At 67.3% G+C, this 25,894-nt stretch carries 24 protein-coding genes; 18 read left to right on the top strand and 6 right to left on the bottom strand.

All coding sequences use genetic code 11. From position 1 onward, the window contains the following. From VFG40_RS01305 to tpx, 5 genes are all read left to right on the top strand, one after another. Window positions 1-609: lectin (locus tag VFG40_RS01305; protein ID WP_324894066.1), on the top strand; the 609-nt coding region annotated here is incomplete at its 5' end. 26 nt (window positions 610-635) lie between these two features. Next, window positions 636-1,622 carry a fumarylacetoacetate hydrolase family protein gene (locus VFG40_RS01300; protein ID WP_324894063.1) on the top strand — a complete coding sequence of 329 codons (987 nt, stop codon included), beginning with the start codon at window positions 636-638 and terminating at the stop codon, window positions 1,620-1,622. A 114-nt stretch (window positions 1,623-1,736) separates the two neighbouring features. Then, window positions 1,737-2,660, top strand: a complete 924-nt coding sequence (gene cysD / locus VFG40_RS01295) for a sulfate adenylyltransferase subunit CysD (protein WP_324894061.1) — start codon at window positions 1,737-1,739, stop codon at window positions 2,658-2,660. Continuing rightward, entirely contained in the window at window positions 2,660-4,543 is a 1,884-nt protein-coding gene (gene cysN, locus VFG40_RS01290) for a sulfate adenylyltransferase subunit CysN (RefSeq protein WP_324894058.1), read from the top strand. Before cysD ends, cysN begins: the two co-directional genes overlap by 1 nt. Before the next feature lie 82 nt (window positions 4,544-4,625). After that, window positions 4,626-5,129, top strand: coding sequence for a thiol peroxidase (gene tpx, locus VFG40_RS01285; RefSeq protein ID WP_324894056.1), 504 nt, complete (start codon window positions 4,626-4,628; stop codon window positions 5,127-5,129). A gap of 334 nt (window positions 5,130-5,463) precedes the next feature. Here the strand turns inward: tpx and gap are convergent, their stop codons facing one another. After that, window positions 5,464-6,465, bottom strand: coding sequence for a type I glyceraldehyde-3-phosphate dehydrogenase (gene gap, locus VFG40_RS01280; protein WP_324894054.1), 1,002 nt, complete (start codon window positions 6,463-6,465; stop codon window positions 5,464-5,466). Between the two features lie 194 nt (window positions 6,466-6,659). Here gap and VFG40_RS01275 point away from each other — a divergent pair, with 194 nt between their 5' ends. The 5 genes from VFG40_RS01275 to VFG40_RS01255 all read left to right on the top strand — a co-directional run bounded on the left by VFG40_RS01275 (window position 6,660) and on the right by VFG40_RS01255 (window position 11,325). Next, the gene (locus VFG40_RS01275) at window positions 6,660-7,580 is read left to right on the top strand and encodes a S1/P1 nuclease (protein ID WP_324894052.1); all 921 of its coding nucleotides are present in this window, start codon (window positions 6,660-6,662) and stop codon (window positions 7,578-7,580) included. A 76-nt stretch (window positions 7,581-7,656) separates the two neighbouring features. Further along, a complete protein-coding gene (gene pyk / locus VFG40_RS01270) occupies window positions 7,657-9,132 on the top strand; it encodes a pyruvate kinase (protein WP_324894050.1) in 1,476 nt (491 codons plus the stop codon). Between the two features lie 32 nt (window positions 9,133-9,164). Beyond that, window positions 9,165-9,710 carry a hypothetical protein gene (locus tag VFG40_RS01265; protein ID WP_324894048.1) on the top strand — a complete coding sequence of 182 codons (546 nt, stop codon included), beginning with the start codon at window positions 9,165-9,167 and terminating at the stop codon, window positions 9,708-9,710. Between the two features lie 38 nt (window positions 9,711-9,748). Beyond that, complete coding sequence (locus VFG40_RS01260; RefSeq protein WP_324894046.1) at window positions 9,749-10,186, top strand: energy transducer TonB; 438 nt, start codon at window positions 9,749-9,751, stop codon at window positions 10,184-10,186. Window positions 10,187-10,317: 131 nt separating this feature from the next. Continuing rightward, the gene (locus VFG40_RS01255; RefSeq protein WP_324894044.1) at window positions 10,318-11,325 is read left to right on the top strand and encodes a class I fructose-bisphosphate aldolase; all 1,008 of its coding nucleotides are present in this window, start codon (window positions 10,318-10,320) and stop codon (window positions 11,323-11,325) included. Window positions 11,326-11,429: 104 nt separating this feature from the next. Here the strand turns inward: VFG40_RS01255 and VFG40_RS01250 are convergent, their stop codons facing one another. Beyond that, on the bottom strand, window positions 11,430-12,020 hold the full coding sequence (locus tag VFG40_RS01250) for a porin family protein (protein ID WP_324894042.1): 591 nt from the start codon (window positions 12,018-12,020) through the stop codon (window positions 11,430-11,432). Between the two features lie 184 nt (window positions 12,021-12,204). After that, on the bottom strand, window positions 12,205-12,873 hold the full coding sequence (locus tag VFG40_RS01245; protein WP_324894039.1) for an outer membrane beta-barrel protein: 669 nt from the start codon (window positions 12,871-12,873) through the stop codon (window positions 12,205-12,207). A 274-nt stretch (window positions 12,874-13,147) separates the two neighbouring features. Here VFG40_RS01245 and tkt point away from each other — a divergent pair, with 274 nt between their 5' ends. Both tkt and VFG40_RS01235 read left to right on the top strand, forming a co-directional pair. Then, a complete protein-coding gene (gene tkt / locus VFG40_RS01240; protein ID WP_324894037.1) occupies window positions 13,148-15,157 on the top strand; it encodes a transketolase in 2,010 nt (669 codons plus the stop codon). A gap of 57 nt (window positions 15,158-15,214) precedes the next feature. After that, a complete protein-coding gene (locus VFG40_RS01235) occupies window positions 15,215-15,511 on the top strand; it encodes a DegT/DnrJ/EryC1/StrS family aminotransferase (protein WP_324894035.1) in 297 nt (98 codons plus the stop codon). A 47-nt stretch (window positions 15,512-15,558) separates the two neighbouring features. Here VFG40_RS01235 and VFG40_RS01230 read toward each other — a convergent pair whose 3' ends face one another. Then, on the bottom strand, window positions 15,559-16,737 hold the full coding sequence (locus VFG40_RS01230; RefSeq protein WP_324894033.1) for a phosphoglycerate kinase: 1,179 nt from the start codon (window positions 16,735-16,737) through the stop codon (window positions 15,559-15,561). Between the two features lie 161 nt (window positions 16,738-16,898). Here VFG40_RS01230 and maiA point away from each other — a divergent pair, with 161 nt between their 5' ends. Beyond that, complete coding sequence (gene maiA, locus VFG40_RS01225) at window positions 16,899-17,564, top strand: maleylacetoacetate isomerase (RefSeq protein WP_324894031.1); 666 nt, start codon at window positions 16,899-16,901, stop codon at window positions 17,562-17,564. Window positions 17,565-17,675: 111 nt separating this feature from the next. On the opposite strand, the gene VFG40_RS01220 is transcribed toward maiA, so the two are convergent. After that, the gene (locus VFG40_RS01220; RefSeq protein WP_324894029.1) at window positions 17,676-18,794 is read right to left on the bottom strand and encodes a PilT/PilU family type 4a pilus ATPase; all 1,119 of its coding nucleotides are present in this window, start codon (window positions 18,792-18,794) and stop codon (window positions 17,676-17,678) included. 82 nt (window positions 18,795-18,876) lie between these two features. Here VFG40_RS01220 and VFG40_RS01215 point away from each other — a divergent pair, with 82 nt between their 5' ends. The 5 genes from VFG40_RS01215 (at window position 18,877) to glmS (ending at window position 24,122) form a co-directional block, all read left to right on the top strand. Next, window positions 18,877-19,473, top strand: a complete 597-nt coding sequence (locus VFG40_RS01215; RefSeq protein WP_324894027.1) for a DUF4398 domain-containing protein — start codon at window positions 18,877-18,879, stop codon at window positions 19,471-19,473. Beyond that, window positions 19,470-20,117 carry a hypothetical protein gene (locus VFG40_RS01210; protein ID WP_324894025.1) on the top strand — a complete coding sequence of 216 codons (648 nt, stop codon included), beginning with the start codon at window positions 19,470-19,472 and terminating at the stop codon, window positions 20,115-20,117. Before VFG40_RS01215 ends, VFG40_RS01210 begins: the two co-directional genes overlap by 4 nt. A gap of 320 nt (window positions 20,118-20,437) precedes the next feature. Further along, on the top strand, window positions 20,438-20,665 hold the full coding sequence (locus VFG40_RS01205; protein ID WP_324894073.1) for an HP1242/YdcH family protein: 228 nt from the start codon (window positions 20,438-20,440) through the stop codon (window positions 20,663-20,665). Window positions 20,666-20,833: 168 nt separating this feature from the next. Beyond that, complete coding sequence (locus VFG40_RS01200) at window positions 20,834-22,204, top strand: pyridoxal-phosphate dependent enzyme (protein ID WP_324894023.1); 1,371 nt, start codon at window positions 20,834-20,836, stop codon at window positions 22,202-22,204. Between the two features lie 91 nt (window positions 22,205-22,295). After that, entirely contained in the window at window positions 22,296-24,122 is a 1,827-nt protein-coding gene (gene glmS / locus VFG40_RS01195) for a glutamine--fructose-6-phosphate transaminase (isomerizing) (RefSeq protein WP_324894020.1), read from the top strand. A 283-nt stretch (window positions 24,123-24,405) separates the two neighbouring features. Here the strand turns inward: glmS and VFG40_RS01190 are convergent, their stop codons facing one another. Continuing rightward, the gene (locus tag VFG40_RS01190) at window positions 24,406-25,818 is read right to left on the bottom strand and encodes a mannose-1-phosphate guanylyltransferase/mannose-6-phosphate isomerase (RefSeq protein ID WP_324894018.1); all 1,413 of its coding nucleotides are present in this window, start codon (window positions 25,816-25,818) and stop codon (window positions 24,406-24,408) included. Window positions 25,819-25,894 lie beyond the last annotated feature (76 nt).

Genomic DNA, 25,894 nt, shown 5'->3' with positions numbered 1-25,894 from the left:
TCGGCAGCCCTGCTTGCCGCTGTGATGCTGGCGGGCTGCACTCAATCCCAGGCACCCGCTTCCGCGCCTGCGTCGTCCGCCGCGCGGCCCTCTGCTTCGGCATCGGCGGCCTCGGGCGCTACCGCGGAAGCGCCGACGCCGGTGACGGATGACCGGGCAGAGCCGGGCCTGGCGCGCTATGACGGCTATGGCGACATGCGGTTCGGCATGGACGAAGCAGCCTTTCGCCATGCCTGGCAGGGCGACCTGGCCGGCCAGGTCGATCCGGCCGGCGGCTGCAGCGTTCTGCGGCCGGCCTGGGTGAAGCAGCCGCAGAGGTTTGGTTTTCTGTTCGAGCAAGGCCGCTTCGCGCGCTATGACGTCGGCACCGACAAGGAGTCCGCGCCCGGCGGTGGTCGCGTGGGCATGCAAGCGGGGCAGATCCGGGCGCTGTACGGCGACGCCGTGCAGGTTGCCCCGCACAAGTACGAAGCGGGCGCCAGCGTGCTGCGTGTCGCCGCGCCCGACGGGCGCGGTGCGTTGGTGTTCGAGACCGATGCCGCCGGCAAGGTCACGCGCTGGCGCGTGGGCGTGCCGCCGGCAATCGATTACGTCGAAGGCTGCGGTTGAGCGCAGCACCCATGGAGCGTTGAAACATGAAACTTGGTTCGTTGAAGGAAGGCGGCCGCGACGGCACGCTGGTTGTCGTCAGCCGTGACCTGACGCACGCGGTGCGTGCTGTCGGCATTGCCGCCACGCTGCAGGCCGCGCTGGACGATTGGTCCAACGCCGCGCCGCGATTGAACGCGCTGTCCGACGAACTTCATGCCGGTACGGCACCGGGGCGCTTCGCGCTCGACCTGGACACCCTGGCCGCCCCGCTGCCGCGCGCCTACGAGTTCGTCGACGGCAGCGCGTACCTGCCGCACGTCGAGCGCGTGCGCAAGGCTCGCGGCGCGGAGGTGCCGGCGAGCTTCTACACCGATCCGCTGATGTACCAGGCGACCAGCGCCGGCTTCCTCGGCCCGCGCGATCCGGTGGTGGTACCCAGTGAGGAGTTCGGCATCGATCTGGAGGCCGAGGTGCTGGTGGTGACCGACGACGTGCCGATGGGCGTGACGCCGGCGCAGGCGTCGCAGCACATCCAGCTGGTGGGCCTGGTCAACGATGTGAGCCTGCGCGGGCTGATCCCGGGGGAGCTGGCCAAGGGCTTCGGGTTCCTGCAGTCCAAGCCGCGGTCGGCGCTGTCGCCGGTGCTGGTGACGCCGGACGAACTGGCCGACGCCTGGCAGGGCGACAAGCTGCACCTGCCGATGCGCACCTGGCTCAACGGCAAGTGGTTCGGCGAAGCCGAGTGCGGCGTCGACATGCAGTTCAGCTTTGCCGAACTGGTAGCGCACGTGGCGAAGACCCGTCCATTGACCGCCGGTACGCTGGTGGGCTCGGGCACCATCGCCAACCAGGACACCGGCAAGGGCGCCTCGTGCCTGGCCGAGCAGCGTACGGTGGAAACCCTGCGCGACGGCGCGCCGAGCACGCCGTTCCTGCACTTCGGCGACACCGTGCGCATCGAGATTACCGATGCACGGGGCCAGTCGATCTTCGGCGCCATCGAGCAGGTCATCGCTCCTCTGGCGCAGTAGCCCGGCCGGTGCACAGGCCGCCATGCGGTGCGTGGCGGCATATGCATAGACACAGCCGTTATCACGCGGGAGCCGGTCGCTGGCTAGAATCAGCGGCCTATGAGTGAACCCGCCATGACACCTGCCGCCAACGCCGCCGACACCGCCTCGCACCTGAAGCGGCTTGAAGCGGAGAGCATCCACATCCTGCGCGAGGTTGCCGCGGAGTTCGCCAACCCGGTGATGATGTACTCGGTCGGCAAGGACTCCTCGGTGCTGCTGCACCTGCTGCAGAAGGCGTTCCATCCCGCGCCGCCGCCGATCCCGCTGCTGCACGTGGACACCACCTGGAAGTTCCGAGAGATGATCGCCTTCCGCGATCGTCGCGCGGCGGAGGTGGGCGCGAAGCTGATCGTGCACATCAACCAGGAAGGCGTGGCCCAGGGCGTGGGCCCGTTCACCCACGGCGCCAGCGTGCACACCGACATCATGAAGACCCAGGCCCTGAAGCAGGCGCTGAACGCACACCGCTTCGACGCGGCCATTGGCGGCGCGCGTCGCGACGAGGAAAAATCGCGCGCGAAGGAGCGGGTGTTTTCGTTCCGCACCGCGCAGCACCGCTGGGATCCGAAGCGCCAGCGTCCGGAGCTGTGGAACCTCTACAACGGTCGCATCGCCAAGGGCGAGAGCGTGCGGGTGTTCCCCCTATCGAACTGGACCGAGCTGGATATCTGGCTCTACATCTATCGCGAGGCGATCGAGGTGCCGTCGCTGTATCTCGCCGCGCCGCGGCCGGTGGTCGAGCGCGACGGCATGCTGATCATGGTCGACGACCAACGCATGCCGCTGGCGCCGGGAGAAAAGCCCGAGTTGCGCAGCGTGCGTTTCCGCACCCTCGGCTGCTATCCGCTCACCGGGGCGATCGAGTCCGACGCCGACGACCTGCCCAAGGTGATCCAGGAAATGCTCATCGCACGCACCTCGGAGCGACAGGGCCGGGCGATCGATCACGATCCGTCGGCCTCGATGGAAAAGAAGAAGCAGGAGGGGTATTTCTGATGGGCTTCGACGACACCCCCTCCCTCGACAGCTACCTTGCCCTGCACGAGTCCAAGGGCCTGCTGCGGCTGATCACCTGCGGCAGCGTGGACGACGGCAAGAGCACCCTGCTCGGCCGCCTGCTGTACGACTCCAAGCTGCTGTTCGACGACCAGCTCGCCGCACTGGAGGGCGACAGCCGTCGCCATGGCACGCAGAACGGCGAGCTGGACTTCGCGCTGCTGGTGGACGGCCTGTCGGCCGAGCGCGAGCAGGGCATCACCATCGACGTGGCCTACCGGTTCTTCGGCACCGAGCGGCGCAAGTTCATCGTCGCCGACTGTCCCGGCCACGAGCAGTACACCCGCAACATGGCCACCGGTGCGAGCACCGCGGACCTCGCCGTGGTGCTGGTCGACGCGCGCAAGGGCCTGCTCACGCAGACCCGTCGCCACAGCTACATCAGCGCGCTGCTGGGCATCCGCCACGTGCTGCTGGCGGTGAACAAGATGGACCTGGTCGACTACGACGAAGCCACCTTCCGCACGATCGAGGCCGACTATGCCGCGCTGGCCCGCGGCCTGGGCATTTCCCACGTCACCGCCATTCCGCTGTCGGCGCTGCGCGGCGAGAACGTCAGCAGCGCCTCGCGGGTGATCGACTGGTATCGCGGCCCGAGCCTGCTGGAGCACCTGGAAACGGTGGCCATCGAGCGACCGGCAAGCGCGCTGGGCTTCCGCATGCCGGTGCAGTGGGTGTGCCGTCCCGACCAGAGCTTCCGCGGCTACGCGGGCCAGGTGGTGGCAGGGGTACTGTCGCCCGGCGACGAGGTGGTGGTGCTGCCCGGCGGCGCACGTTCGCGCGTGGCACGCATCGTCACCGCGGACGGCGATCGCAAGCGCGCCAGGGAAGGCGAGGCGGTGACGCTGACGCTGGAAGACGAGCGCGACGTCAGCCGCGGCGATGTGATTGCCGCCGCACACAACCCGCCGCAGGTGGCCGACCAGTTCGCCGCGCACGTGCTGTGGATGGACGAGTCGGCGCTGCTGCCGGGCCGGGGCTACTGGCTGAAGATCGGCACGCGTACCGTGGGCGCGCAGGTCAGCGAGATCAAGCACAAGGTCGACGTCAACACGCAGGAGGAGCTGGCCGCCAAGCGACTGGAGCTCAACGAGGTGGGCTACTGCAACCTCGCCCTGGACCAGCCGATTGCGTTCGAGCCGTACGCGCAGTGCCGGGAGCTGGGCGCCTTCATCCTGATCGACCGGCAGACCAACGCCACGGTGGCCGCCGGCACGCTGGACTTCGCCTTGCGCCGGGCCGACAACATCCACTGGCAGCACCTGGACATCGACCGGGCCGCACGCTCGCGGATCAAGGGCCAGGGACCGGCCTGCCTGTGGTTCACCGGCCTGTCCGGCTCGGGCAAATCCACCGTGGCCAACCTGGTGGAGAAGCGGCTGTTCGCGATGGGCCGGCATACCTACCTGCTCGACGGCGACAACGTGCGCCACGGCCTGAACCGCGATCTCGGCTTCACCGACGAGGACCGGGTGGAGAACATCCGCCGCGTCGCCGAGGTGGCGAAACTTATGGTTGACGCGGGGCTAATCGTGCTGGTGTCCTTTATCAGCCCGTTCCGCGAGGAGCGTCGCATGGCGCGCGAACTGTTCGCGCCAGGCGAGTTCCACGAGGTGTTCGTCGATACCCCGCTGGAGATCTGCGAGGCGCGCGACGTGAAGGGGCTTTACGCCAAGGCGCGGGCCGGCGGAATCAAGAACTTCACCGGCATCGATTCGCCCTACGAGGTGCCGGAGGCGCCGGAGATCCACCTGCATGCGGCCGAGCAGGTGCCCGAACAGATGGCCACGCGGGTGATCGAGGCGCTGCTGCGGGAAGCGTGACGGGTTCGATCGACGCGCCGGCTCCGCGAGGCGCCGGTATCGCCTACGATGGCGATCCATTTCCAATAGAGAGGTCGCTGCCATGTCGCATCACGTCACCCTGAAAGGCAATCCGGTCGAAGTGCTCGGCGACCTGCCCGCACGCGGCGACAAGGCGCCCGGCTTCCGGCTGGTGGGCAAGGACCTGTCCGACGTCTCGCTGGCCGACTTCACCGGCAAGCGCAAGATCCTCAATATCTTTCCCAGCGTCGACACGCCGACCTGCGCTACCTCGGTGCGCCATTTCAACCAGTCGGCGTCGAACCTGGACAACACCGTGGTGCTGTGCATCTCGGCCGACCTGCCGTTCGCGCAGGCGCGCTTCTGCGGCGCGGAAGGCCTGGACAACGTGGTCACGCTGTCGACCCTTCGCGGCGCGGATTTCCTCAAGCACTACGGCGTGGCACTGGCCAGCGGCCCGCTGAGCGGTCTGGCCGCCCGCGCGGTGGTGGTGCTGGACGCCAACGATCATGTGCTGCACGCCCAGCTGGTGCCGGAGATTGCCGACGAGCCCGATTACGATGCGGCGCTTGCGGCATTGAAGTAAGGCGCTTGCAGAGGGTGATCCAACAGTCGGCTGCCGGCCACACGGTCGCTTTGCGATTCGCCGGTCGCATCGCGCAGCGACCCCTAGGGTGAACCCGGCTACTCCCTGAGGCGTCATTCCCGCGAACGCGGGAATCCATCGTGCTGTTCCACGCCATCAAAGTGGATGGCCAGACGTTCGTCTGTTGAGAGCCCCGCTTGCGCGGGAATGACGGCAGAAGAGCGGGGCCGCCCGCCTTTGACCGCGCGGGCGTGCAGGGAAGGGTCCGTGGACGAGCCCGACAAAAAGAAAGGCGCCCTCGGGCGCCTTTCTTCGTATCAGCGGAAGCGAGGACTTATTTCGCCACTACCCGCACCATTTCCAGGCACTTGTTCGAGTAGCCCCACTCGTTGTCGTACCAGGACACCAGCTTGACGAAGGTGGAGTCCAGCGCGATGCCGGCCTCGGCGTCGAACACCGAGGTGCGGGTCTCGCCGCGGAAATCGGTGGCGACCACCTTGTCCTCGGTGTAGCCCAGCACGCCCTTCAGCGCGCCTTCGCTCTGCGCCTTCATCTCCGCGCAGATCTCGGCGTAGGTGGCGGGCTTCTCCAGCTCGCAGGTCAGGTCGACCACCGACACGTCGGAAGTCGGCACGCGGAAGCTCATGCCGGTGAGCTTCTTGTTGAGCTCGGGGATCACCACGCCCACGGCCTTGGCCGCGCCGGTCGATGACGGAATGATGTTCTCCAGGATGCCGCGGCCGCCGCGCCAGTCCTTGTTGGACGGGCCATCGACGGTCTTCTGGGTGGCGGTGGCAGCGTGCACGGTGGTCATCAGGCCACGCTTGATGCCCCACTTGTCGTTGATCACCTTGGCCAGCGGCGCCAGGCAGTTGGTGGTGCACGAGGCGTTGGAGATGATCGCCTCGCCCTTGTAGCTCTTGTCGTTGACGCCGTAGACGAACATCGGCGTGTCGTCCTTGGACGGGGCCGACAGGATCACCTTCTTCGCGCCCGCGTCGAGATGCTTCTGCGCGCCTTCCTTGGTCAGGAAGATGCCGGTGGACTCGATCACCACCTCGGCGCCGACCTCGTCCCACTTCAGCGCGGCCGGGTCGCGCTCGGCGGTGAGGCGGATCTTCCTGCCGTTGACCACCAGCGTGTGGCCGTCGACCGAGACCTCGCCCTTGAAGCGGCCGTGCACGGAGTCGTACTGCAGCATGTAGGCCAGGTAGTCCGGCTCGAGCAGGTCGTTGATGGCAACGATCTCGATATCGTCGTTGAAGTTCTGCACGGCGGCGCGCAGTACGTTGCGCCCGATGCGGCCGAAGCCGTTGATGCCCACCTTGATCGTCATTGCCCGGAACTCCTGCTCGTGGCGTGGCCTGTAGAAACAGCCTCTTATGGTAGCAGGGCGACCCTCGCGGTTGCATCGCCGCGCACCGCTCGCGGCCGCTGTGACGCGCCGTCGCGCGTCGCCGTGGCGCGCCTGCGGCACGGTTGCGCTGTGGCACACTGCCGCTCGTTTTGACCCTCCCCCAGCGATTGCCCATGACGCCACGCTCCGCCACGCCCGCCGCTACCACTCTCCCCGCCCGCCGAACCCGTTACCTGACCCGCGTCGCGGCGTTCGCCTGCGCCGCCGTGCTGACGCTCTGTGCACCGCTGGCCGACGCGTGGGGACCGGAAGGCCACGCCATCGTTGCCGACATCGCCCAGCAGCATCTTGATCCCGCCGCCGCGGCACAGGTCAGGACGCTGCTCGGCGTGGAGGGCTTGCAGCGGCTGGACCAGATCTCGTCCTGGGCCGACGGCAACCGCAAGGAGCGCCCGCACACCGGCAGCTGGCACTACGTGGATATTCCGCTGCACGCGAACAGCTACGTGCCGGCGCGCGACTGCGCGCGGAACAATTGCGTCATTGCGCAGATCAGCCATTTCGCGCAGGTGCTGGCCGATCGTTCGGCGGCGCCCGCGGCCCGGCTGGAGGCACTCAAGTGGGTGGTGCATTTCGTCGGCGACGTGCACCAGCCGCTGCACGCCGAAGATGATGACGACAAGGGCGGAAACACGGTGCAGGTGCAGTTCTTCGGCCGCGGCAGCAATCTGCACGCCGTGTGGGACGGCGGCGTGCTGCGCCATGCGCTTGGGCTGGTGCCCGGCCCTAACTACAGCTTCGACCATGCTGCGGTGCAGGCCGCTGCAATGCGGCTGGACGAGGCGATCAGCCCCGCCGATCGCACCGCGTGGTCGGCGATCGGCGGCTTGCCCGCGCTTTACCACCAGACCGTGAGCTGGGCCGGCGAGTCGCACACGCTGGCGCGCGATGTCGCCTATGCGCATCTGGATGGCCGAAACCAGGCCGGCTGGTCGCAGCGCTATCAGGATCTGGCCTGGCCGGTGACGCGCACGCGCCTGCAGCAGGGTGGCGTGCGGCTGGCGGCGGTGCTCAACGAGCTGCTGGGCGGCTGATTTGGACGGCCATTCGTCGGCGTATTGAAAACGAATGCAGTATGGCGGGGTCGTCGGCTTCTGCTAGGTTTGCGTGATGAACCCGACCTCGCTCCGCCGTACCAAGATCGTCGCCACCCTCGGCCCCGCCACCGATGCACCGGGCATGCTCGAGAAGATCATTGCCCAGGGCGTCAATGTCGCCCGGCTCAACCTGTCCCACGGTGCACCGGACGATCATCGCGCCCGCGCCAATGCGGTCCGTGAGGCGGCCGCCCGGGTCGGCGTGGAGGTGGGCATCCTGGCCGATCTGCAAGGCCCGAAGATCCGCGTGGAGAAGTTTGCCGACGGTCCGGTGATGCTGGAGCCGGGCGATGCGTTCACGCTCGATTGCCGCGCCGAGGCGCCCGACGGCGACGCCAGCCGGGTCGGCGTGAGCTACCTCAACCTGCCCAACGACGTGCATCCCGGCGACGTGCTGCTGTTCGACGACGGCCTGGTGGCGATGGACGTGGAGTCCATCGACGGCGACCAGATCCACTGTCGCGTGACCATCGGCGGCAAGCTGTCCAATCGCAAGGGCCTCAACCGGCAGGGCGGGGGACTGTCGGTGGACGCGCTGTCGGACAAGGACCGCAGCGACATCAAGCTGGCGGCCGAGATCGGCGCCGATTTTCTCGCCGTGTCGTTCGTGCGTTCGGCAGCCGACATGCATACCGCCCGGCGCCTGATGACCGAAGCCGGCGGTCATGCCGGCATGGTCGCCAAGATCGAGCGCGCCGATGCGATCCCGGTGCTGGGCGAGATCATCGATGCCTCCGACGTGGTGATGGTGGCGCGCGGTGATCTGGGCGTGGAGATCGGCGACGCGGAGCTGCCCGGTCTGCAAAAGAAGATCATCCGCGAGGCGGTGCAGCGCAATCGCGCCGTGATCACCGCCACCCAGATGCTGCAGTCGATGGTGCGCTCGCCCATTCCCACCCGTGCCGAAGTGCTGGACGTGGCCAACGCGGTCATCGACGGCACCGACGCGGTGATGCTGTCGGAAGAATCTGCCGCCGGCGCCCACCCCGACAAGGCCGTTGCCGCGTTGTGCCGCATCTGCCTCGGGGCCGAGCGCCAGTTCGAGCCCAAGGACGACCGCATCCTCGACGCCGTGCTGCAGCTGGACCGCGCCGACCAGGCGATCGCGCTGGCGGCAATGGTGCTGGCCGGCCACCTGGGCGTGCGCGCGATCGTGGCGTTGACCGAATCCGGCGCCACCGCCCAGTGGCTCTCGCGTTACCGCAGCGCGGTGCCGATCTACGGCATGTCGCCGTTTGGCGAGGCCCGTCGCCGCATGCTGGTGCTGCGCGACGTGCATCCGGTGGCTTTCAGCCACGGCGAGCAGCAAAGCATGGCCGCCTCCACCCGTGCCGCCGTGCGCCTGCTGTTCGAGCAGGGCAAGCTCGGCGAGGGTGATCGCGTGGTCATCACCTACGGCGACCGGGTTGGTCATGCCGGCGGCACGAACACACTGAAGCTGCTGCTGGTGGGTGCCGACGGATTCGTCGAAAGCCTGCGCGACCTCTAGCAGCCACCCATCCGACGCGAGGGATCGCCCACATGAAGACGACACTGCACACCGTGCTGTGCGTGGCTGTAAGACTGGGCGCCGTGCTGCTTGCCGTCGCTGCTTTGGAAAACCTCGCACGCGTGGTCGTGCAGGCGCAGGGCGACACCCGCGTGTGGCTGGGCACCGCCCTGTTTTCGCTGCGTTACCTGGCGACTGCGGCCGTGCTGTGGCTGTGGCCGGGCATGCTTGCCTGGTGGGCCAGTGGGCGTGCCGGCCATGAGGTGCTGGAAAGTCCGATCGAGGCGAACGCATTGCAGCGCATCGCGCTGTCGGTGCTCGGCGCATGGATGGCGGTTGCCGGCCTGTCCGGCGTCATGGGTCACGGCCTCACCATGTGGTTCCTGCATGACCGCCTGAGCGACTACTCCAGCGCGCGACTTCCGGCTTCCGAGTGGCGCTGGCTGATCTACTACCTCGTCCAGATGCTGGCCGGCGCGTGGCTGGTCGCGGGGGCGCGGGGGCTGACGGCACTGCTGGCCGGTCTGCGTGGCCCGGCCGTGCCGGTCGGCAGCGAAGACGCCGTCCCGCTCCGCTGAGGCTAGACTGGCAGCCCCACCCGAACCCGGAGGCTCCCATGAAAACCCTGCTTCGCCTGCAGCTGCCGCTGTGTCTGCTGGCTTTTGCCGTCGCCACGCCGCTGATGGCGCAGGCACGGCGGGTAGCTCCCGAGCGCCTCAATGCCTACTGGATACTGCTCAACCAGCACGTCGGCGTGGACGTGCCCAACAGCGGGCGCAACATCTACAAGCCCGGCTGCGTGGCGGTGACCTACACGATCGGCTCCGATGGCGTCACGCGCGATGTGAAGGCGGTGAACGTGGTCCCCGACAGCGACCTGGGTCCGGTCGCCGAGAGCGCCGTGAAGAGCTTCACCTATGGCCCCTCGTTGACCAACCGGGCCGGTGAGGTGGTATCGACCTACTACGTGGTGCCATTCAATGCGCCCGACGACAAGGCGGCCCAGCAGCAGCTGATGGCGCCGTGCCAGCTGCCCGGCTACGACGCCGGCTGAGCCGCCGCGCCGGCGTCGACGGTGAGTCCCGGCGATCTGGCATATACTCCGCCGTTTTCAGCCTTGCCGCCCCTGCCGGGGCGGCGTCATTCTGCGCGGCGCCACGCCGCCGTTGTTCCCACGGAGTCGTCATGAGCATCGAAGATCTGGAAAGCATCGCACTGGCAATGGTTGCGCCCGGCAAGGGCATCATCGCCATCGATGAGTCGACCAAGACGATCGCGAAGCGGTTTGAGGCGGTCGGCATCGAGAACACCGAAGAGAATCGCCGCGGCTACCGCGAGCTGCTGCTCACCACCCCGGGCCTCAACGAGCACATTTCCGGCGCAATCCTGTACGACGAGACGATCCGCCAGTCGACCAAGGACGGCGTGCCGTTTACCCAGGTCATGAAGAAGCTCGGCATCATCCCCGGCATCAAGGTGGACAAGGGCCCGGTGCCGCTGGCCGGGTTCCCGGGTGACGTGGTCACCGAAGGCCTGGATGGGCTGCGCGAGCGCCTGCAGGAATACGCCAGGCTCGGTGCGCAATTCGCCAAGTGGCGCGCCGTGATCAACATCTCCGAAGACAACCCCAGCTCCACCGCGATCGAGGCCAACTGCCACGTGCTGGCCCGCTACGCGGCGCTGTGCCAGGAAGCGGGCATCGTGCCGATGGTCGAGCCGGAAGTGATCATGGACGGCGACCACAGCATCGAAGTCAGCTACGAAGTGCACGAGGCGGTGCTGCGCAGCCTGTTCAACGCGCTTTACGAGCAGAACGTGATGCTCGAGGGCACCATTCTGAAGGTGTCGATGGTGATCCCGGGCAAGGACGCCGAGGAGCAGGTCGACGTGGAGGAGGTGGCCGAGGCCACGGTGCGCATGCTCAAGTCCACCGTGCCGGCGTCGCTGCCGGGCATCGTGTTCCTCTCCGGCGGCCAGACCGACGAGCAGTCCACCGCACACCTCAACGCCATGAACCGCATCGGTCCGCATCCGTGGCCGCTGTCGTTCTCCTATGGCCGCGCCATGCAGCAGGCGGCGCTGAAACTGTGGTCGAAGGACATGAAGGCGAACTATGCCGACGCGCAGAAGACGGTGGCCGCGCGGGCGAAGGAAAACGGCCAGGCCGCCCTGGGTCGGTGGACCGGCAAGTAAGCGACATCCGTCGCGGCAGCTTCGCCGCGGCATGAAAAAGGGCGCCCCGCGGGGCGCCCTTTTTTTGTTCGCGGAACCATCCCGGTTCCGCCCAGCGTCGCTGCTTAGAAGCGGTATTCGGCGCTGACCGAGACCATGTCGGTGCTCAGATCGACGTCGTGCTTCTTGGCATCGTAGTAGTCGTAGTTGATGCCGACGCTCACGTTGTTGCTGAAGTCATAGCCCACGCCGGCGCCTGCGTACCAGCTGGTTTCGTCCAGGCCCTGGCGGACCGGGTTCGAATCGTTGCTCAGGCCGTGGCCCTTCCAGGCATACAGGCCGGTGCGGCCGCTGAGGTACCAGTTGGGGCTCAGGTTGAAGTGACCGTTCACGCCGGCCGTCCAGCCGTGCAGCTGCGACTTGCCGGGCTCGACCACGTCGTTGCTGTTGAAGGCGTTCTTGACATGGATGTTGCCGAGATCGTTGTAACCCGCTTCCACGCCGATGGCGGCGTTGGGAGCCACGCTCCAGCGATAACCGCCGTTGATGGCGTAGCCGGTGTCGTGGCCGTCATACGGACCCTTGTTGATCGAGGTGCGTCCGGCGTTGCCGTTGACGAACCAGCCGCTGGCGTCCGCAGGCGCGTTCTGCGCGAACGCGGGCACGGCGGCGAGGCCGGCAGAAACGAAAGCAAGAGCGAGCAGAGTCTTTTTCATCGGGGAGATCCTTTGTTTTTATGGGCGGCCGGACCATCAGGCGCCAGCCGCCGGGGGACGTGCCGCCGGGGGAGGGCGTGCACCCGGAGTTAGATGTGGCGGCGTCGGAAAGATTCAATACCGACAAGTACAGTATTAATCGTCAGTTAAGCGAGGCGCCGCCATCGCGGCGGCGCCATGGCCATCAGAACCGGTACTCGGCCGTCAGCGAGGCCGTGTCGGTGGTCAGGTTCACGTGATCCTTGTTGGCGTGGAAGTAGTCGTAGGACAGCCCCAGGCCGAAGTGATCGTTGAAGTCGTAACCCACGCCGGCGCCGGCGTAGTAGTCCACCTGATCAAGATCGTGACGGTTGATGTCCTGGTCGCTGTAGCCGTGGCCCTTCCATCCGTACACGCCGGCCCGGCCGCTGACGTACAGACCCTGCCAGACGTTGATCCGGCCATTGACGCCCGCGGTCCACCCGCGCAGCGCATTGCGCCGGCCGGTCAGATTCACCTCGTCGCTGTTGAAGGCGTTCTTCACCTTGAAGTTGCCCAGATCGTTGTAACCCGCTTCCACACCGAGCCCGAGATCCGGTCCCACCTTCCAGCGGTAGCCGCCGTTGAGGGCATAGGTGGTGGGGTGATCGTTGAACGGGCCCTTGTACATGTGGGCTTGGCCGACGCTGCCGTCGATGAACCAGTTGCCGGTCCCGACCGGTTGGCTCGGCTGATAGTTGCCCGGCGCCGAGCCGGTGGTGTCGGTGTCGGTGAGGGTGGTGCCGGCGTCGTTACCCATGGTGTCCTGAGCCAGGACGGGCAGCGAGCAGGTGCCGGCAGTAACGAATGCAATGGCGAGCAAGGACTTTTTCATCGGGGAGTTCTCCTTCTTATGGTCCTGCGCTGCCGGGCGTGGGGACGCCGCGGCAGGCTGCGTCTGGGGAGTGACGCGGCGGCCATTGAACGCATGCGCGCCTGAAGCGCGCCGATATCCGGGGGCGCGAAGTTAAGCGCCAATTAAGAGCTCCGCCCTGGTGGACCCCATGGGGAAGCGAGGTTGCGCTGCGCCTGCAGGCGGACGGTGGCGCGACGTGCACGCACGAATCGGCGACAATGGCGGTCTTTAGTTCCCCTCCGGAGATGTGCTGATGACCACCCGCCGAGAACTCGCCAATGCCGTGCGCGCCCTCGCCATGGATGCCGTGGAAAAGGCCAACTCCGGCCATCCCGGGATGCCGATGGGCATGGCCGACATCGCCGAGGTGCTGTGGAACGACTTCCTGCAGTTCAATCCGGCCAACCCGAAGTGGGCCAACCGCGATCGCTTCGTGCTCTCCAACGGCCATGGCTCGATGCTGCAGTACGCGCTGCTGCATCTGAGCGGCTTCGACCTGCCGATGGAGCAGTTGAAGCAGTTCCGCCAGCTGCACTCCAAGACCGCCGGCCACCCCGAGGCCAGCGAAACCCCGGGCGTGGAGACCACCACTGGCCCGCTCGGCCAGGGCCTGGCCAATGCCGTGGGCTTCGCCCTGGCGGAAAAAGTGCTGGCAGCGCACTTCAATCGCCCCGGCCACGCCGTGGTCGACCATCACACCTACGTGTTCCTCGGCGACGGCTGCCTGATGGAGGGCATCTCGCACGAGGTCGCCTCGCTCGCCGGCACCTGGAAGCTGGGCAAGCTGGTGGCGATCTACGATGACAACGGCATCTCGATCGATGGCGAGGTCCACGGCTGGTTCACCGACGACACGCCGGCCCGGTTCGAGTCGTACGGCTGGAACGTGATCCGCCACGTCGATGGCCATGATGCCGATGCGGTGAAGCGGGCGATCGCCGCGGCGACTGGCCAGGGCGACAAGCCCACCCTGATCTGCTGCAAGACCATCATCGGCTTCGGCGCACCGCACAAGCAGGGCAAGGAAGAGAGCCACGGCGCCGCGCTCGGCAAGGATGAAGTGGCCGCCACCCGCGATGCGCTCGACTGGCGCCACGGGCCGTTCGAGATTCCGGCCGAGATCTACGCCGGCTGGGACCACAAGACCAAGGGTGCCGCGGTCGAAAAGGCCTGGGACGAAGCATTTGCTGCCTACGCATCGGCACACCCAGAGCTCGCGGCTGAGTTCGAGCGCCGTTTCAACGGCGAGCTGCCGGCCGACTGGGCGGACGAGTCGCAGGCGCTGGTGGCGCGGATTCAGTCCGAGGGCCCGGAGGTCGCTTCGCGCAAGGCCTCGCAGATGGCACTGGACGCGTTCGGTCCGCTGCTGCCCGAACTGATTGGCGGCTCGGCCGACCTAGCCGGCTCCAACCTGACCAAGTGGAAAGGCAGTCACGACGCCGCCAATGGCGACAGCACCGGCGGCGAGGGCAACTACGTCTATTACGGCGTGCGCGAGTTCGGCATGACCGCCATCGCCAACGGCCTGGCGCTGCACGGCGGCTTCATCCCGTACGACGCCACCTTCCTGGTGTTTTCCGATTACGCCCGCAACGCGGTGCGCATGAGCGCGCTGATCCCCGCGCATGCCATCCACGTCTACACCCATGACTCGATCGGCCTGGGCGAGGATGGCCCGACGCACCAGCCGGTGGAGCACCTGGCGAGCCTGCGCTACATCCCGGGCAACCAGGTCTGGCGACCGTGCGATGCGGTCGAGTCCTTCGCTGCCTGGAAGGTCGCCATCGAGCGCAAGGGGCACCCCGCGTGCCTGGTGTTCTCGCGCCAGACCCTCAAGCACCAGCAGCGCAGCGCCGAACAGCTGGCCGACATCGGTCGCGGCGGTTACGTCTTGTCCGATCCGGCCGACAACCAGTTCAAGGCGATCCTGATCGCGACCGGCTCGGAGGTGGAGCTGGCGATGGAGGCGATGCGCACGCTGGCCCAGCAGGGGGTGGCGGTGCGGGTGGTGTCGATGCCGTGCACCGAACTGTTCGACGAGCAGCCGGCGGCGTACCGCGAGGCGGTGTTGCCGGGCTGGTGCCGTGCCCGCGTTGCCGTGGAGGCTGCCACCGCCGACTTCTGGCGCAAGTACGTCGGACTGGACGGCGAGGTGATCGGCATGACCACCTTCGGCGCCTCCGCGCCGGCGCCGCAGTTGTTCGAGCACTTCGGGTTCACCGTCAGCCATGTGGTCGACGCGGTCAGGCGCGTGGTCGGCTGAGGCTGCCAAAACCGTCCTCGATCGGGCCGCGCAAGCGGCCCGATTTTCTTCACCAGGATGCTGCATGACCGGGAACGATCGCTTCATTGTCTTTGGTGCCCCCAGCATCGGCGAGGAAGAAATCGCCGAAGTCACCGCCTGCATGCGTACGGGCTGGCTTGGCACTATCGGTCGGTCCCGGAGCATCCCTACTACCAGCAGCGTTACGGCTGGACGCCGGAGCAGTGGCCGCACGCGATGAGGCTGGGACGGCAGACCGTCAGCCTGCCACTCTCGCCGGGGCTGTCAGACGCCGACGTTGAGCGTGTGATCGCAGCCGTGCGGCGCATCGTGGGGCGCGAAGCGCGTGCATGAAGAAGGCCGCGCCAGGCGCGGCCTTCCGGCGTCTCCTGCCACGGTGATCAGCCGTTGGCGCGTGCCCTGAGCGCGGCCACGGCGGGCAACTCCTTGCCCTCCAGGAACTCCAGGAACGCGCCGCCGCCGGTGGAGATGTAGGAGACCTCGTGCTCGATGCCGTACTTGTCCACCGCGGCCAGGGTGTCGCCGCCGCCGGCAATCGAGAAGGCCGGCGAGGCGGCGATCGCGCGGGCCAGCGTCTCGGTGCCCTTGCCGAACGCGTCGAACTCGAACACGCCGACCGGACCGTTCCACACCACCGTGCCCGCGTGGGCGATGAGCTCGGCGTAGCGTGCGGCCGTCTCCGGGCCGATGTCCAGGATCATCTCGCCGTCCTTGACCTGGTCCACCGGCTTCACCGTGGCCGGGGCATGTGCGGAAAACTCCGGCGCCACCACCACGTCCACCGGCATCGGCACCTCGGCGCCGCGCCGCCTGGCATCGGCCAGCACCTTACGGGCCGCGTCGAGCAGGTCGCGCTCGTACAGTGAGTTGCCGACGTTGTGGCCAGCGGCGGCGATGAAGGTGTTGGCGATGCCGCCACCGACGATCAGCTGGTCGACCTTGCCGATCAGGTTCTCCAGCAGGGTCAGCTTGGTGGACACCTTGGAGCCGGCAACGATCGCCAGCAGCGGCTTGGCCGGATGTTCCAGCGCCTTGCCCAGCGCATCGAGCTCGGCCGCCAGCAGCGGGCCGGCAGCGGCGACCGCGGCGAAGCGGATCACGCCGTGGGTGGATGCCTGCGCGCGGTGCGCGGTGCCGAAGGCGTCCATGACGAAGATGTCGCACAGGGCGGCGTACCGCTTCGACAGCGCCTCATCGTCCTTGCCTTCGCCAACGTTCATGCGGCAGTTCTCCAGCACCACCACCTCGCCGTCCGCCACCTCGACGCCGTCGAGGTAGTCGCGGACCAGTCGCACCGGCTTGCCGAGCTTGTCGCCCAGCCACGTCGCGACCGGCGCCAGCGAGGAGGCCTCGTCGAACTGGCCTTCCTTCGGGCGGCCCAGGTGCGACAGCACCATCACCCGGGCGCCCGCGTCCCGCGCGGCGCGGATGGTGGGCAGCGAGGCATCCAGACGCTGGGTGGAAGTGATACGGCCGTCTTCGATCGGGACATTCAGGTCTTCGCGGATCAGTACGCGTTTGCCGCGCAGATCGAGGTCGCTCATGCGGAGAAAGGACACGGCAGGACTCCTGTGGGGACGGGTGGCACGGGACGGGCAGGCTCAGCCGGCAGTCGACGCGCCGCAGCGGCGCATTGTCGTGGTGGCCTCCGGGCGATGCAAACGCTGGCGCCCGCTATGCTTGCGGCCGATATCGACTCATTTGCCGGGAGGATGCACGCATGGCTTCGGATCTGGCGTTATACGGCTACTGGCGCTCCACCGCGGCGTATCGGGTCCGCATCGCGCTGGAACTGAAAGGACTGCACTGGGAGAACCGCCCGGTTCACCTGGTGCGTGACGGCGGCGAGCAGCATGGTGCCGCCTACCGCGCGCTCAATCCGCAGGCGCTGGTGCCTGCGCTGCAGGACGGCGAGCGCGTGGTCACTCAGTCGCTGGCGATCATCGAGTACCTGGACGAAACCTGCCCGGAGCCACCGCTGCTGCCGGTGGATCCGCGCGGACGGGCGCGCGTCCGTGCGCTGGCCCTCACCATTGCCTGTGACGTCCACCCGCTGGGCAACCTGCGCGTGCTGCAGCAGCTGGAGCGGCAGTTTGGCGCCAGCGAAACGCAGCGGGCGGAGTGGACGCGGCACTGGATGGCGGCCGGATTTGCCGCGATCGAGGCGATGCTGGCCGACAATGTGGCCACCGGTGCGTTCTGTCACGGCGACACACCGGGGCTGGCCGACCTCTGCCTGGTGCCGCAGATGTACAACGCCGTGCGCTGGAACTTGCCGCTGGATCCGTACCCGACGGTGCAGCGCATCCACGCGGCGTGCGCGGAGCTGGAGGCGTTTCGGGCCGCCGCGCCGGAATCACAGCCGGACGCGCCTGCGGCGGGCTGAGATCACCAAAGGTCACGCCCAGGCTGGCGGCGGGTAGCGATGACTATCCGCCGGTCGCGCGCACGCCGTTCTGGCGATCGACAGCGGGCGCGGCGAGCACGTCCGCCGGGTTCAGAAGCCCAGGCCGTAGGGATCGTTGCCGGCCAGCTCATTGTCGGCGCTGGCGCCGCCACCCTCGGACAGGCGGATCTTCAGGGCCAGGCCATCGCGCGAGTCGGCCTTGGCCAGCGCCTCTTCCAGCTCGATCCGGCCTTCGCGGTAGAGCTTGTACAGCGACTGGTCGAAGGTGCGCATGCCTTCCTGCAGGCTGCGGTCCATCGCTTCCTTCACTTCGTGGATCTGGCCGCGGCGAATCATGTCGCGGATCAGCGGCGTGTTGAGCAGCACTTCGCTGGCCGGCAGGCGGCGGCCGTCCTTGCCGATCACCAGGCGCTGACTGATCACCGCACGCAGGTTGAGCGACAGGTTCATCAGCACGTTCTTGTGTGCCGATTCGGGGAAGAAGTTGAGGATGCGCTCCAGCGTCTGGTCGGCGTTGTTCGAGTGCAGCGTGGCCAGGCAGAGGTGGCCGGTCTCGGAGAACGCGATGGCGGCCTCCATGGTGTCGGTATCGCGGATCTCGCCGATCATGATCACGTCCGGCGCCTCGCGCATGGCGTTCTTCAGCGCCTCGGCGTAGCTGTGCGTGTCCAGCCCCACTTCGCGCTGGTTGACGATCGAGCGCTTGTGGCGATGCAGGTACTCGATCGGATCCTCGATGGTGAGGATGTGTCCCGGAGAATGCGTGTTGCGGTGGTCGATCATCGCCGCCAGCGTGGTCGACTTGCCCGAGCCGGTGGCACCCACCACCAGGATCAGTCCGCGCTGCTCCATGATCAGGTCGCGGAAGATGGTCGGCAGCTGCAGCTGCTCGATGTTGGGGATCTCGCTCTTGATCGCGCGGATCACCATGCCCACTTCGCCGCGCTGCTTGAAGACGTTGATACGGAAGCGGCCGGCCTCCTTCACCGCGAGCGCCATGTTCAGCTCGAGGTTGCGCTCGAACTGCGGCACCTGGCCCTCGTCCATCAGCGAATAGGCGATCTTCTTCACCATGCCGCCGGGCAGACCGGTGTTGCCCAGCGGGTAGAGCTTGCCCTCCACCTTGATGTTCACCGGGGCGCCGGTCGTCAGGAACATGTCCGACGCGCCCTTGTCCACCATCAGCTTGAGGAAGTAACCGATATCCACAGAAGTCCCCTGAATTCAACTACATTGCATTGGGCGATTATGCCCACCGACAATACGCCGCAACACTACGAGGTAATGAGTGATGGTGCACAGCTTTTCCCGGCCTGACGCGTGCTCCGGACATATCGGCCGCGGCCTGCAGGGCTTGACCCTGACGGCGCTGCTGATACTCGGCGGCTGCGCCAGTGCTCCCCCTCCCGACGGCGCGATGAACATTGCCCAGGCGCAGCTGCAGGCGGCGCGCGATGCGGACGCGGCCGATTATGCGCCGGTGGATCTGGGTTTTGCCCAGAACAAGTTCCAGCAGGCGCAGGCGGCCATGGCGAGTCGCGATTACGAGGAAGCTGCAAATCTGGCCGATGAGGCCCGTGCTGATGCCGAACTGGCGCTGGCCAAAGCTCGACTGGGCGAGGCTCGGGCGAAGATCCAGTCCAAGATGAACGCCAATGCGCGCCTTCGCGAGCGCATGGAGCAGGCCCACCCGGAGCTGACAGCACCCCCTGCGCAGCGCGCCGTGGCACTGCCGCCGTTGCCCGGAGCGCCGTCACAGCCCGGTGCCGCAGACATGCCGGCACCGGCGAGTTCGGTGCTGTCGGCCCCGTTGCCCCAGGAGGGTGGTTTCCAGACTGTTCCGCAGCAGGCACCGCCATCGGCGGCTGATCAGGGAGAGCAACCATGAACCGCTGCATCAGGGTCGCCGCCCTCGTGCTATTCGCCATCGGCGGCAATGCCGCGTGGGCAGCCAGCGACGATATCGACGTGAACCGTCTCAGCAACAGCCTCGATCAGCTGGCCGCCGATCCGGTGCTTGGCAATTACGCGCAGGCCGAGCAGGCGCGCGCCCGCGACGCGCTCGCCCAACTGGCCCAGGCGCGTTCACGCGATCACGCCCATGCGCTCTACCTGGCCGAGCGCCGGGTGGATCTGGCGCGGGCGGCGGCGCAGTTGCAGGACGCCCAGTCGAAGCTGTCCCAGCTCGACCGTGAGCGGGACCAGATCATGCTCGAATCGAGCCGGCGCGATGCCGAGGCCGCGCGGATGGAGCTGGAGCGCCAGCGCATGCAGTTCCAGATGGCGCAGGAGGAGGCGGCGCGCCTGCAACAGCAGGGCATGGAGGCTTCGCAGGCGGCCGAGCAGGCGCGTGCCGAGGCCGAGCAGGCGCGCAAGCTGGCGGCGGCGCAGCGCAAGGTCGCCAATGCGGCCAAGCGCGAGGCCGCACTGGCAGCCCAGGCGGCGCGCGCCCTGCGCTCGCAGATGCAGGATCAGGATGCGCCGGCGTCCTCCGACGGCGCTGCCAAGCCACCTGGCAGCGGCAAGCGCTGAGGCCAGGCCGCCCGCCGCCCGCTGGCCACCGGGCGGCGGCGCGAGGCTGTTTCATAAGCAACTGAAAAATAACGTTTTCAGCCTGCATATCATTGCATTGGCCGTGCCATCGTCGGCGCTTGCGGGGCCCGGCGACGCGGAGTAGCGTCGATCATCCACGCGGCATTCCCGCCGCGTGGATCATGACCCGAATGCATGCGCCTACCTGCACAACCCACGCCTCGTCCGTTGCCGCCCTGCGGCAGCGGGCGTCGGCGCATGCGCACACCGCCACGGGCGCACCGGTCATGCGTCCGCTTGCCAAGCGAGGAGGTCGAACCATGTTCGAAAACCAGCAGCGTGATGATGTCGAGGCATTGCTCAAAGCCGATGCGAACTTCCGCCGGCTCTACCAGCGTCACCGCGAGCTCGACAGCAAGGTGCACGACGCCGATGCCGGCGTCCTTCCGATCCCCGAGGCAAAGCTCTCGGTGATGAAACGCGAGAAGCTCTACACGAAGGACCGGTTGCAGCGCTTGTGGGACACGCGGACCGCGCGAAACCACTGATCACGCTTGTTGCACGACCACCGGATGGCCCGGAGTTCCGCAGGAGCTCCGGGCCATCGCTTGTTGAGCAGGCTCAATTCGGCGGTTCGCGATGCTCGGTTATCATGCCGCACTGCGTGGTCGGCGGCGTGTCGTTGTCGACCCATTTTTTGATCCCGCGGAGTCTTCATGACGGTTCAGCACAGTGTCCTCGAGTTGATCGGCAATACCCCGATGGTGCGTGCCAACCATCTCGACGCGGGACCGTGCGAACTCTTCCTGAAACTAGAGAGCGCCAACCCCGGCGGGTCGATCAAGGACCGCATCGGCCTGTCGATGATCGAGGGCGCGGAAAAGGCCGGCAAGATCACGCCCGGCGCCACGCTGGTGGAAGGCACCGCGGGCAACACCGGTATCGGGCTTGCACTGGTGGCGCAGCAGAAGGGTTACCGCCTGATCCTGGTGGTGCCGGACAAGATGAGCCGCGAGAAGATCTTCAACCTCAAGGCCATGGGCGCGGAGGTGGTGCTCACCCGGTCGGATGTGGCCAAGGGCCATCCCGAGTACTACCAGGACATGGCCGAGCGGATCGCACGGGAAACGCCGGGGGCCTACTTCATCAACCAGTTCGGCAACCCGGACAACCCGCGCGCACACTACGAGACCACTGGCCCGGAGATACTCGAGCAGATGGACGGGCGCGTCGACGCCATCGTGTTCGGGTGCGGCTCCTCCGGCACCATGACGGGCCTGTCGCGCTACCTCGCCGAGCAATCGCCACACACCGAGCTGGTGCTGGCCGACCCGGTCGGATCGATCCTCGCGCAGTACATCAACGAGGGCACCCTGTCGGAAAAATCCGGCAGCTGGATGGTCGAGGGCATCGGCGAGGATTTCCTGCCCAGCATCAGCGACTTCTCGCGGGTGAAGAAGGCCTACGCCATCTCCGACAAGGAAAGCTTCCTGGCCGGGCGCGAGCTGCTTGCCAGGGAGGGGGTGCTGGGTGGTTCGTCCGCCGGCACGTTGCTGGCCGCGGCGCTGAAGTACTGTCGCGAGCAGACGGTGCCCAAACGGGTGGTATCGATCGTCTGCGATACCGGCAACAAGTACCTGTCCAAGATGTACAACGACTACTGGATGCTCGACAACGGCTTCCTGGAGCGCGAGCAGCATGGCGACCTGCGCGACCTGCTGTTGCGGCCGTTCGCGCAGCGCGACACGGTGGTGGTCGGGCCGAACGAACTGCTGATGACCGCGTACACGCGCATGAAGCTCTACGACGTGTCGCAGCTGCCGGTGATGGACGGCCAGCGCCTGGTCGGCATCCTGGACGAATCCGACGTGCTGCTGCACGTCCATGCCGAGCAGTCGCGCTTTCGCGATCCCGTATCCACCGCGATGACCCGCAAGCTGCAGATGCTCGACGTGCACTCGCCGATCGAGGCGCTGTTGCCGGTGTTCGAGCACGGCCTGGTGGCCATCGTGATGGACGGTGACCAGTTCCTGGGCCTGATCACCCGCATCGACCTGCTCAACTACCTGCGCCGGCGGGTGCCGTGAAGCGCTGATCGAAAGGACGCTGGAAGATCTCCGGCACATACAGAGCACGACCGGCTTCGATGCCGGCACAAGAGCGAAAAGGAACCGACCCATGTGTGGAATTGTTGCCGCCGCCGCCCAACGTGACGTGGCACCGCTGCTGATCGCCGGCCTGAAGGCGCTGGAATATCGCGGCTACGACTCAGCCGGCATGGCCGTGATGGAGGAAGGGCAGATCGCCCGCGTGCGCGCCAAGGGCAAGGTGCGCGAGATGGAGGCGCTGTACCTGGCCGAGCCGCTCGCCGGCGGCACCGGCATCGCCCACACCCGCTGGGCCACCCACGGCGTGCCGAATCAGGTGAATGCCCACCCGCACATGGCCGGTCGCGTGGCGCTGGTGCACAACGGCATCATCGAGAACTACGTCAGCCTGCGTGCCGAGCTGCAGGCGGCCGGGCACGTGTTCACCTCCGACACCGATACCGAAGTCATCGCGGCGCTGGTGGAAGCGCGTCTGCGTGCAGGCGGCAACCTCCTGCAAGCGGTGCTTTCGGTGGTGCGCGAACTGGAGGGCGCGTACGCCATCGCCGTGATCAGCCAGGACGAGCCGGGCCGGGTGGTGGGCGCGCGCCGGGGTGCGCCACTGCTGGTGGGCGTAGGCATTGGCGAGCACTTCCTCGGGTCCGACGCCCAGGCGCTCATCCAGGTCACCCACCGGATGATGTACCTGGAAGAGGACGACGTGGTGGAGATCACCCGCGAGGCGGTGCAGGTGTACGGCCTGGACGGCTCGCCCGTGCAGCGCGAGGTGCATGAGAGCGAGCTGTCGACCGACGCCGTCGAGCGCGGCGAATACCGCCACTACATGCAGAAGGAAATCTTCGAGCAGCCGCGCGCAGTCGCCGACACGCTGGAGGCCCGGCTCGGGCCGCACGGCGTGCTGCCGAATATCTTCGGTGTGGGTGGCGACGAGCTGCTGGCCCGGGTGCGCAACATCCACATCGTTGCCTGTGGCACCAGCTACCACGCCGGCATGGTCGCGCGTTACTGGATAGAAGAGTTCGCGCGCCTGCCGGTGACGGTGGAGGTGGCCAGCGAATACCGCTACCGCGAGGTAGTGGTACCGGACGACACGCTGTTCGTGGCGATCTCCCAGTCCGGCGAAACGGCCGACACGCTCGCGGCGATGCGCGAGTCGCGCCGGCGCGGCTACCTCGGCACGCTCGCCATCTGCAACGTGCCGGAGTCGTCGGTGGTGCGCGAGGCCGACCTCAAGCTGATGACCCGCGCCGGCCCCGAGATCGGCGTGGCCTCGACCAAGGCATTCACCACCCAGCTGGCGGCGCTCGCGCTGCTGTCCCTGCAGCTGGCCGGCCACCGTGGCCTCGATGAAACGCGTCGTGCCGATCTGTGCGCGCAGCTGCTGCATCTGCCGCGCGCGATCGAGGATGCGCTGGCGCTGGAGCCGCAGGTGATCGAACTGGCCGGCCGGTTCATGCATCGCCAGCACGCGTTGTTCCTGGGCCGCGGCGCGCAGTACCCCGTGGCGCTGGAGGGTTCGCTCAAGCTCAAGGAAATCTCCTACATCCACGCCGAGGCGTATCCGGCCGGCGAGCTCAAGCACGGCCCGCTGGCGCTGGTGGATGAGGAGATGCCGGTGGTCGCCGTGGCTCCCAGCGGACCGCTGCTGGACAAGCTCAAGTCGAACCTGCAGGAGGTGAAAGCACGTGGTGGCGAGCTGATCGTCTTCGCCGAAGACGCCGGCCTGGGATCGGAGGCCGGAAACGGCATCACCCTCCAGGTGGCCTCAGGCGGCGACTTCATCGCCCCTGCCGTGTTTACCATCCCGCTTCAGCTGCTGGCTTATCACGTCGCCGTGCTGCGCGGCACCGATGTGGATCAGCCGCGGAATCTGGCCAAGTCGGTCACGGTGGAGTAGTTTCCGACGCCGGCCCGGGTACCGCTCGCGCCGGCATCCATTTGGTTTTTCTGCAGCGCCGATCGAAGATGGCGGCGTTCATGGGGTGGCAAAGCGGGCCACGCCAGATCGGCTTGTCGTGCAGTTTGAGCAGACGCACGTAGAGGCCGGGCGAAGCAGCCGCGATCGCGGCGATCGTCTGTTGCTTTCGGGTAAGCGATTGTATGCGCCGTCTTCCCAGGCTCTCAAAAGCACCGTGTTGCCGAGGCTGTTTCCGCTGCTCCTGCGCGCCGCGCCGGTGGCGTCAGGCGCGCCCGTAGACGTCGTCGTAGCGCACGATATCGTCTTCACCTAGGTAGCTGCCGGACTGCACCTCGATCAGTTCCAGTGGGACCTTGCCCGGGTTGCGCAGGCGGTGAACGCTGCCCAGCGGGATGTAGGTGCTCTGATTCTCGCCAAGCAGGAACACTTTCTCGTCGCAGGTCACTTCAGCGGTCCCTGACACCACGATCCAGTGCTCTGCGCGATGGTGGTGCTTCTGCAGGCTCAGTGAGGCGCCGGGTTTCACCACGATGCGCTTGACCTGAAACCGCTCGGCCGACTCCAGCGAGTCGTAACTGCCCCAGGGGCGCAGCACCACGCGGTGCAGCGAGTGTTCGCTGCGGCCGGAGGCCTTGAGCTGCTCGACGATCTTCTTCACGTCCTGGGTGGCATCCCGGTGGGCGACCAGCGTGGCGTCGGGCGTGGTCACCACCACCAGGTCGCGCACTCCGACTGCCGCGATCAGGTGTCGATCATGCGAACGGAGCAGGCTGTCGTGCGTGTCCACCGTCAGTGTGTCGCCCTCGCGCAGATTGCCATCGCTGTCGCGCTCGCCGGCCAGCCATAGCGCGCCCCACGAGCCGATGTCGCTCCAGCCGCAGCTCACCGGGAGCACGGCAGCACGCGAGGTCCTTTCCATCACGGCGTAGTCGATGGAGTCACCAGGCACCTGCGCGAAAAGCGTGGGGTCGATGCGTACGAAGTCCAGGTCGGCCTTGGCCGAGGCGTGTGCCTCGCGCACCGCGGCGAGCATCTCCGGGGCGTGCAGGCCGAGCTCTTCGAGAAAGCGCGCAGCCTTGAACAGGAACATGCCCGAGTTCCAGTCGTAACCGCCGTCGGCGAGGTACGACTCGGCCACCGCGGCGGAGGGCTTCTCCACGAACTGCTGCACCCGGAAGCCCGCCTCCGGTAGCGGCTCGCCACGGCGTATGTAGCCGAAACCCGTTTCCGGCCGGTCCGGCCGAATGCCGAAGGTCACCAGCCACCCGGCTTCGGCCATCGGCAGGGCGCGCGTGACGGCGTCCACGAACTGTGCGCCATCGCCGATCAGATGATCGGCAGGCAGCACCAGCAGCAACGCGTGCGGATCGGAAGCCGCGGCCTGCAGCGCACCCAGCGCGATGGCGGGCGCCGTGTTGCGTGCCAGCGGCTCCAGCATGATCGTCGCTCGCTCGATGCCGGTGGCGCGCAGTTGCTCGGCGGCCAGGAACCGCTGGTCCTCGCTGGCCACGACCAGCGGTGGGCCCACCTCCGGCAGCTGCCGCGTGCGCCTGACTGTCTGTTCGAACAGAGTGCCATCGCCTGCCAGTGACAGAAATTGCTTGGGCAGGTTGCTGCGCGAGACGGGCCAGAGGCGGGTGCCGCTGCCGCCGCTGAGGATCAGGGGTATCAACATGGGACGCGGTTCCTGGGGATCGGGACGGGGGCATGGCAGGGGGACTGGGCCGACGCGCCCGCGACCGCTGATTTTC

Origin of the sequence: Dyella sp. (assembly GCF_035685805.1) — a bacterium.
Classification (GTDB): Bacteria; Pseudomonadota; Gammaproteobacteria; order Xanthomonadales; family Rhodanobacteraceae; genus Dyella_A.
This window is presented reverse-complemented; position numbering and strand designations above follow the sequence as displayed.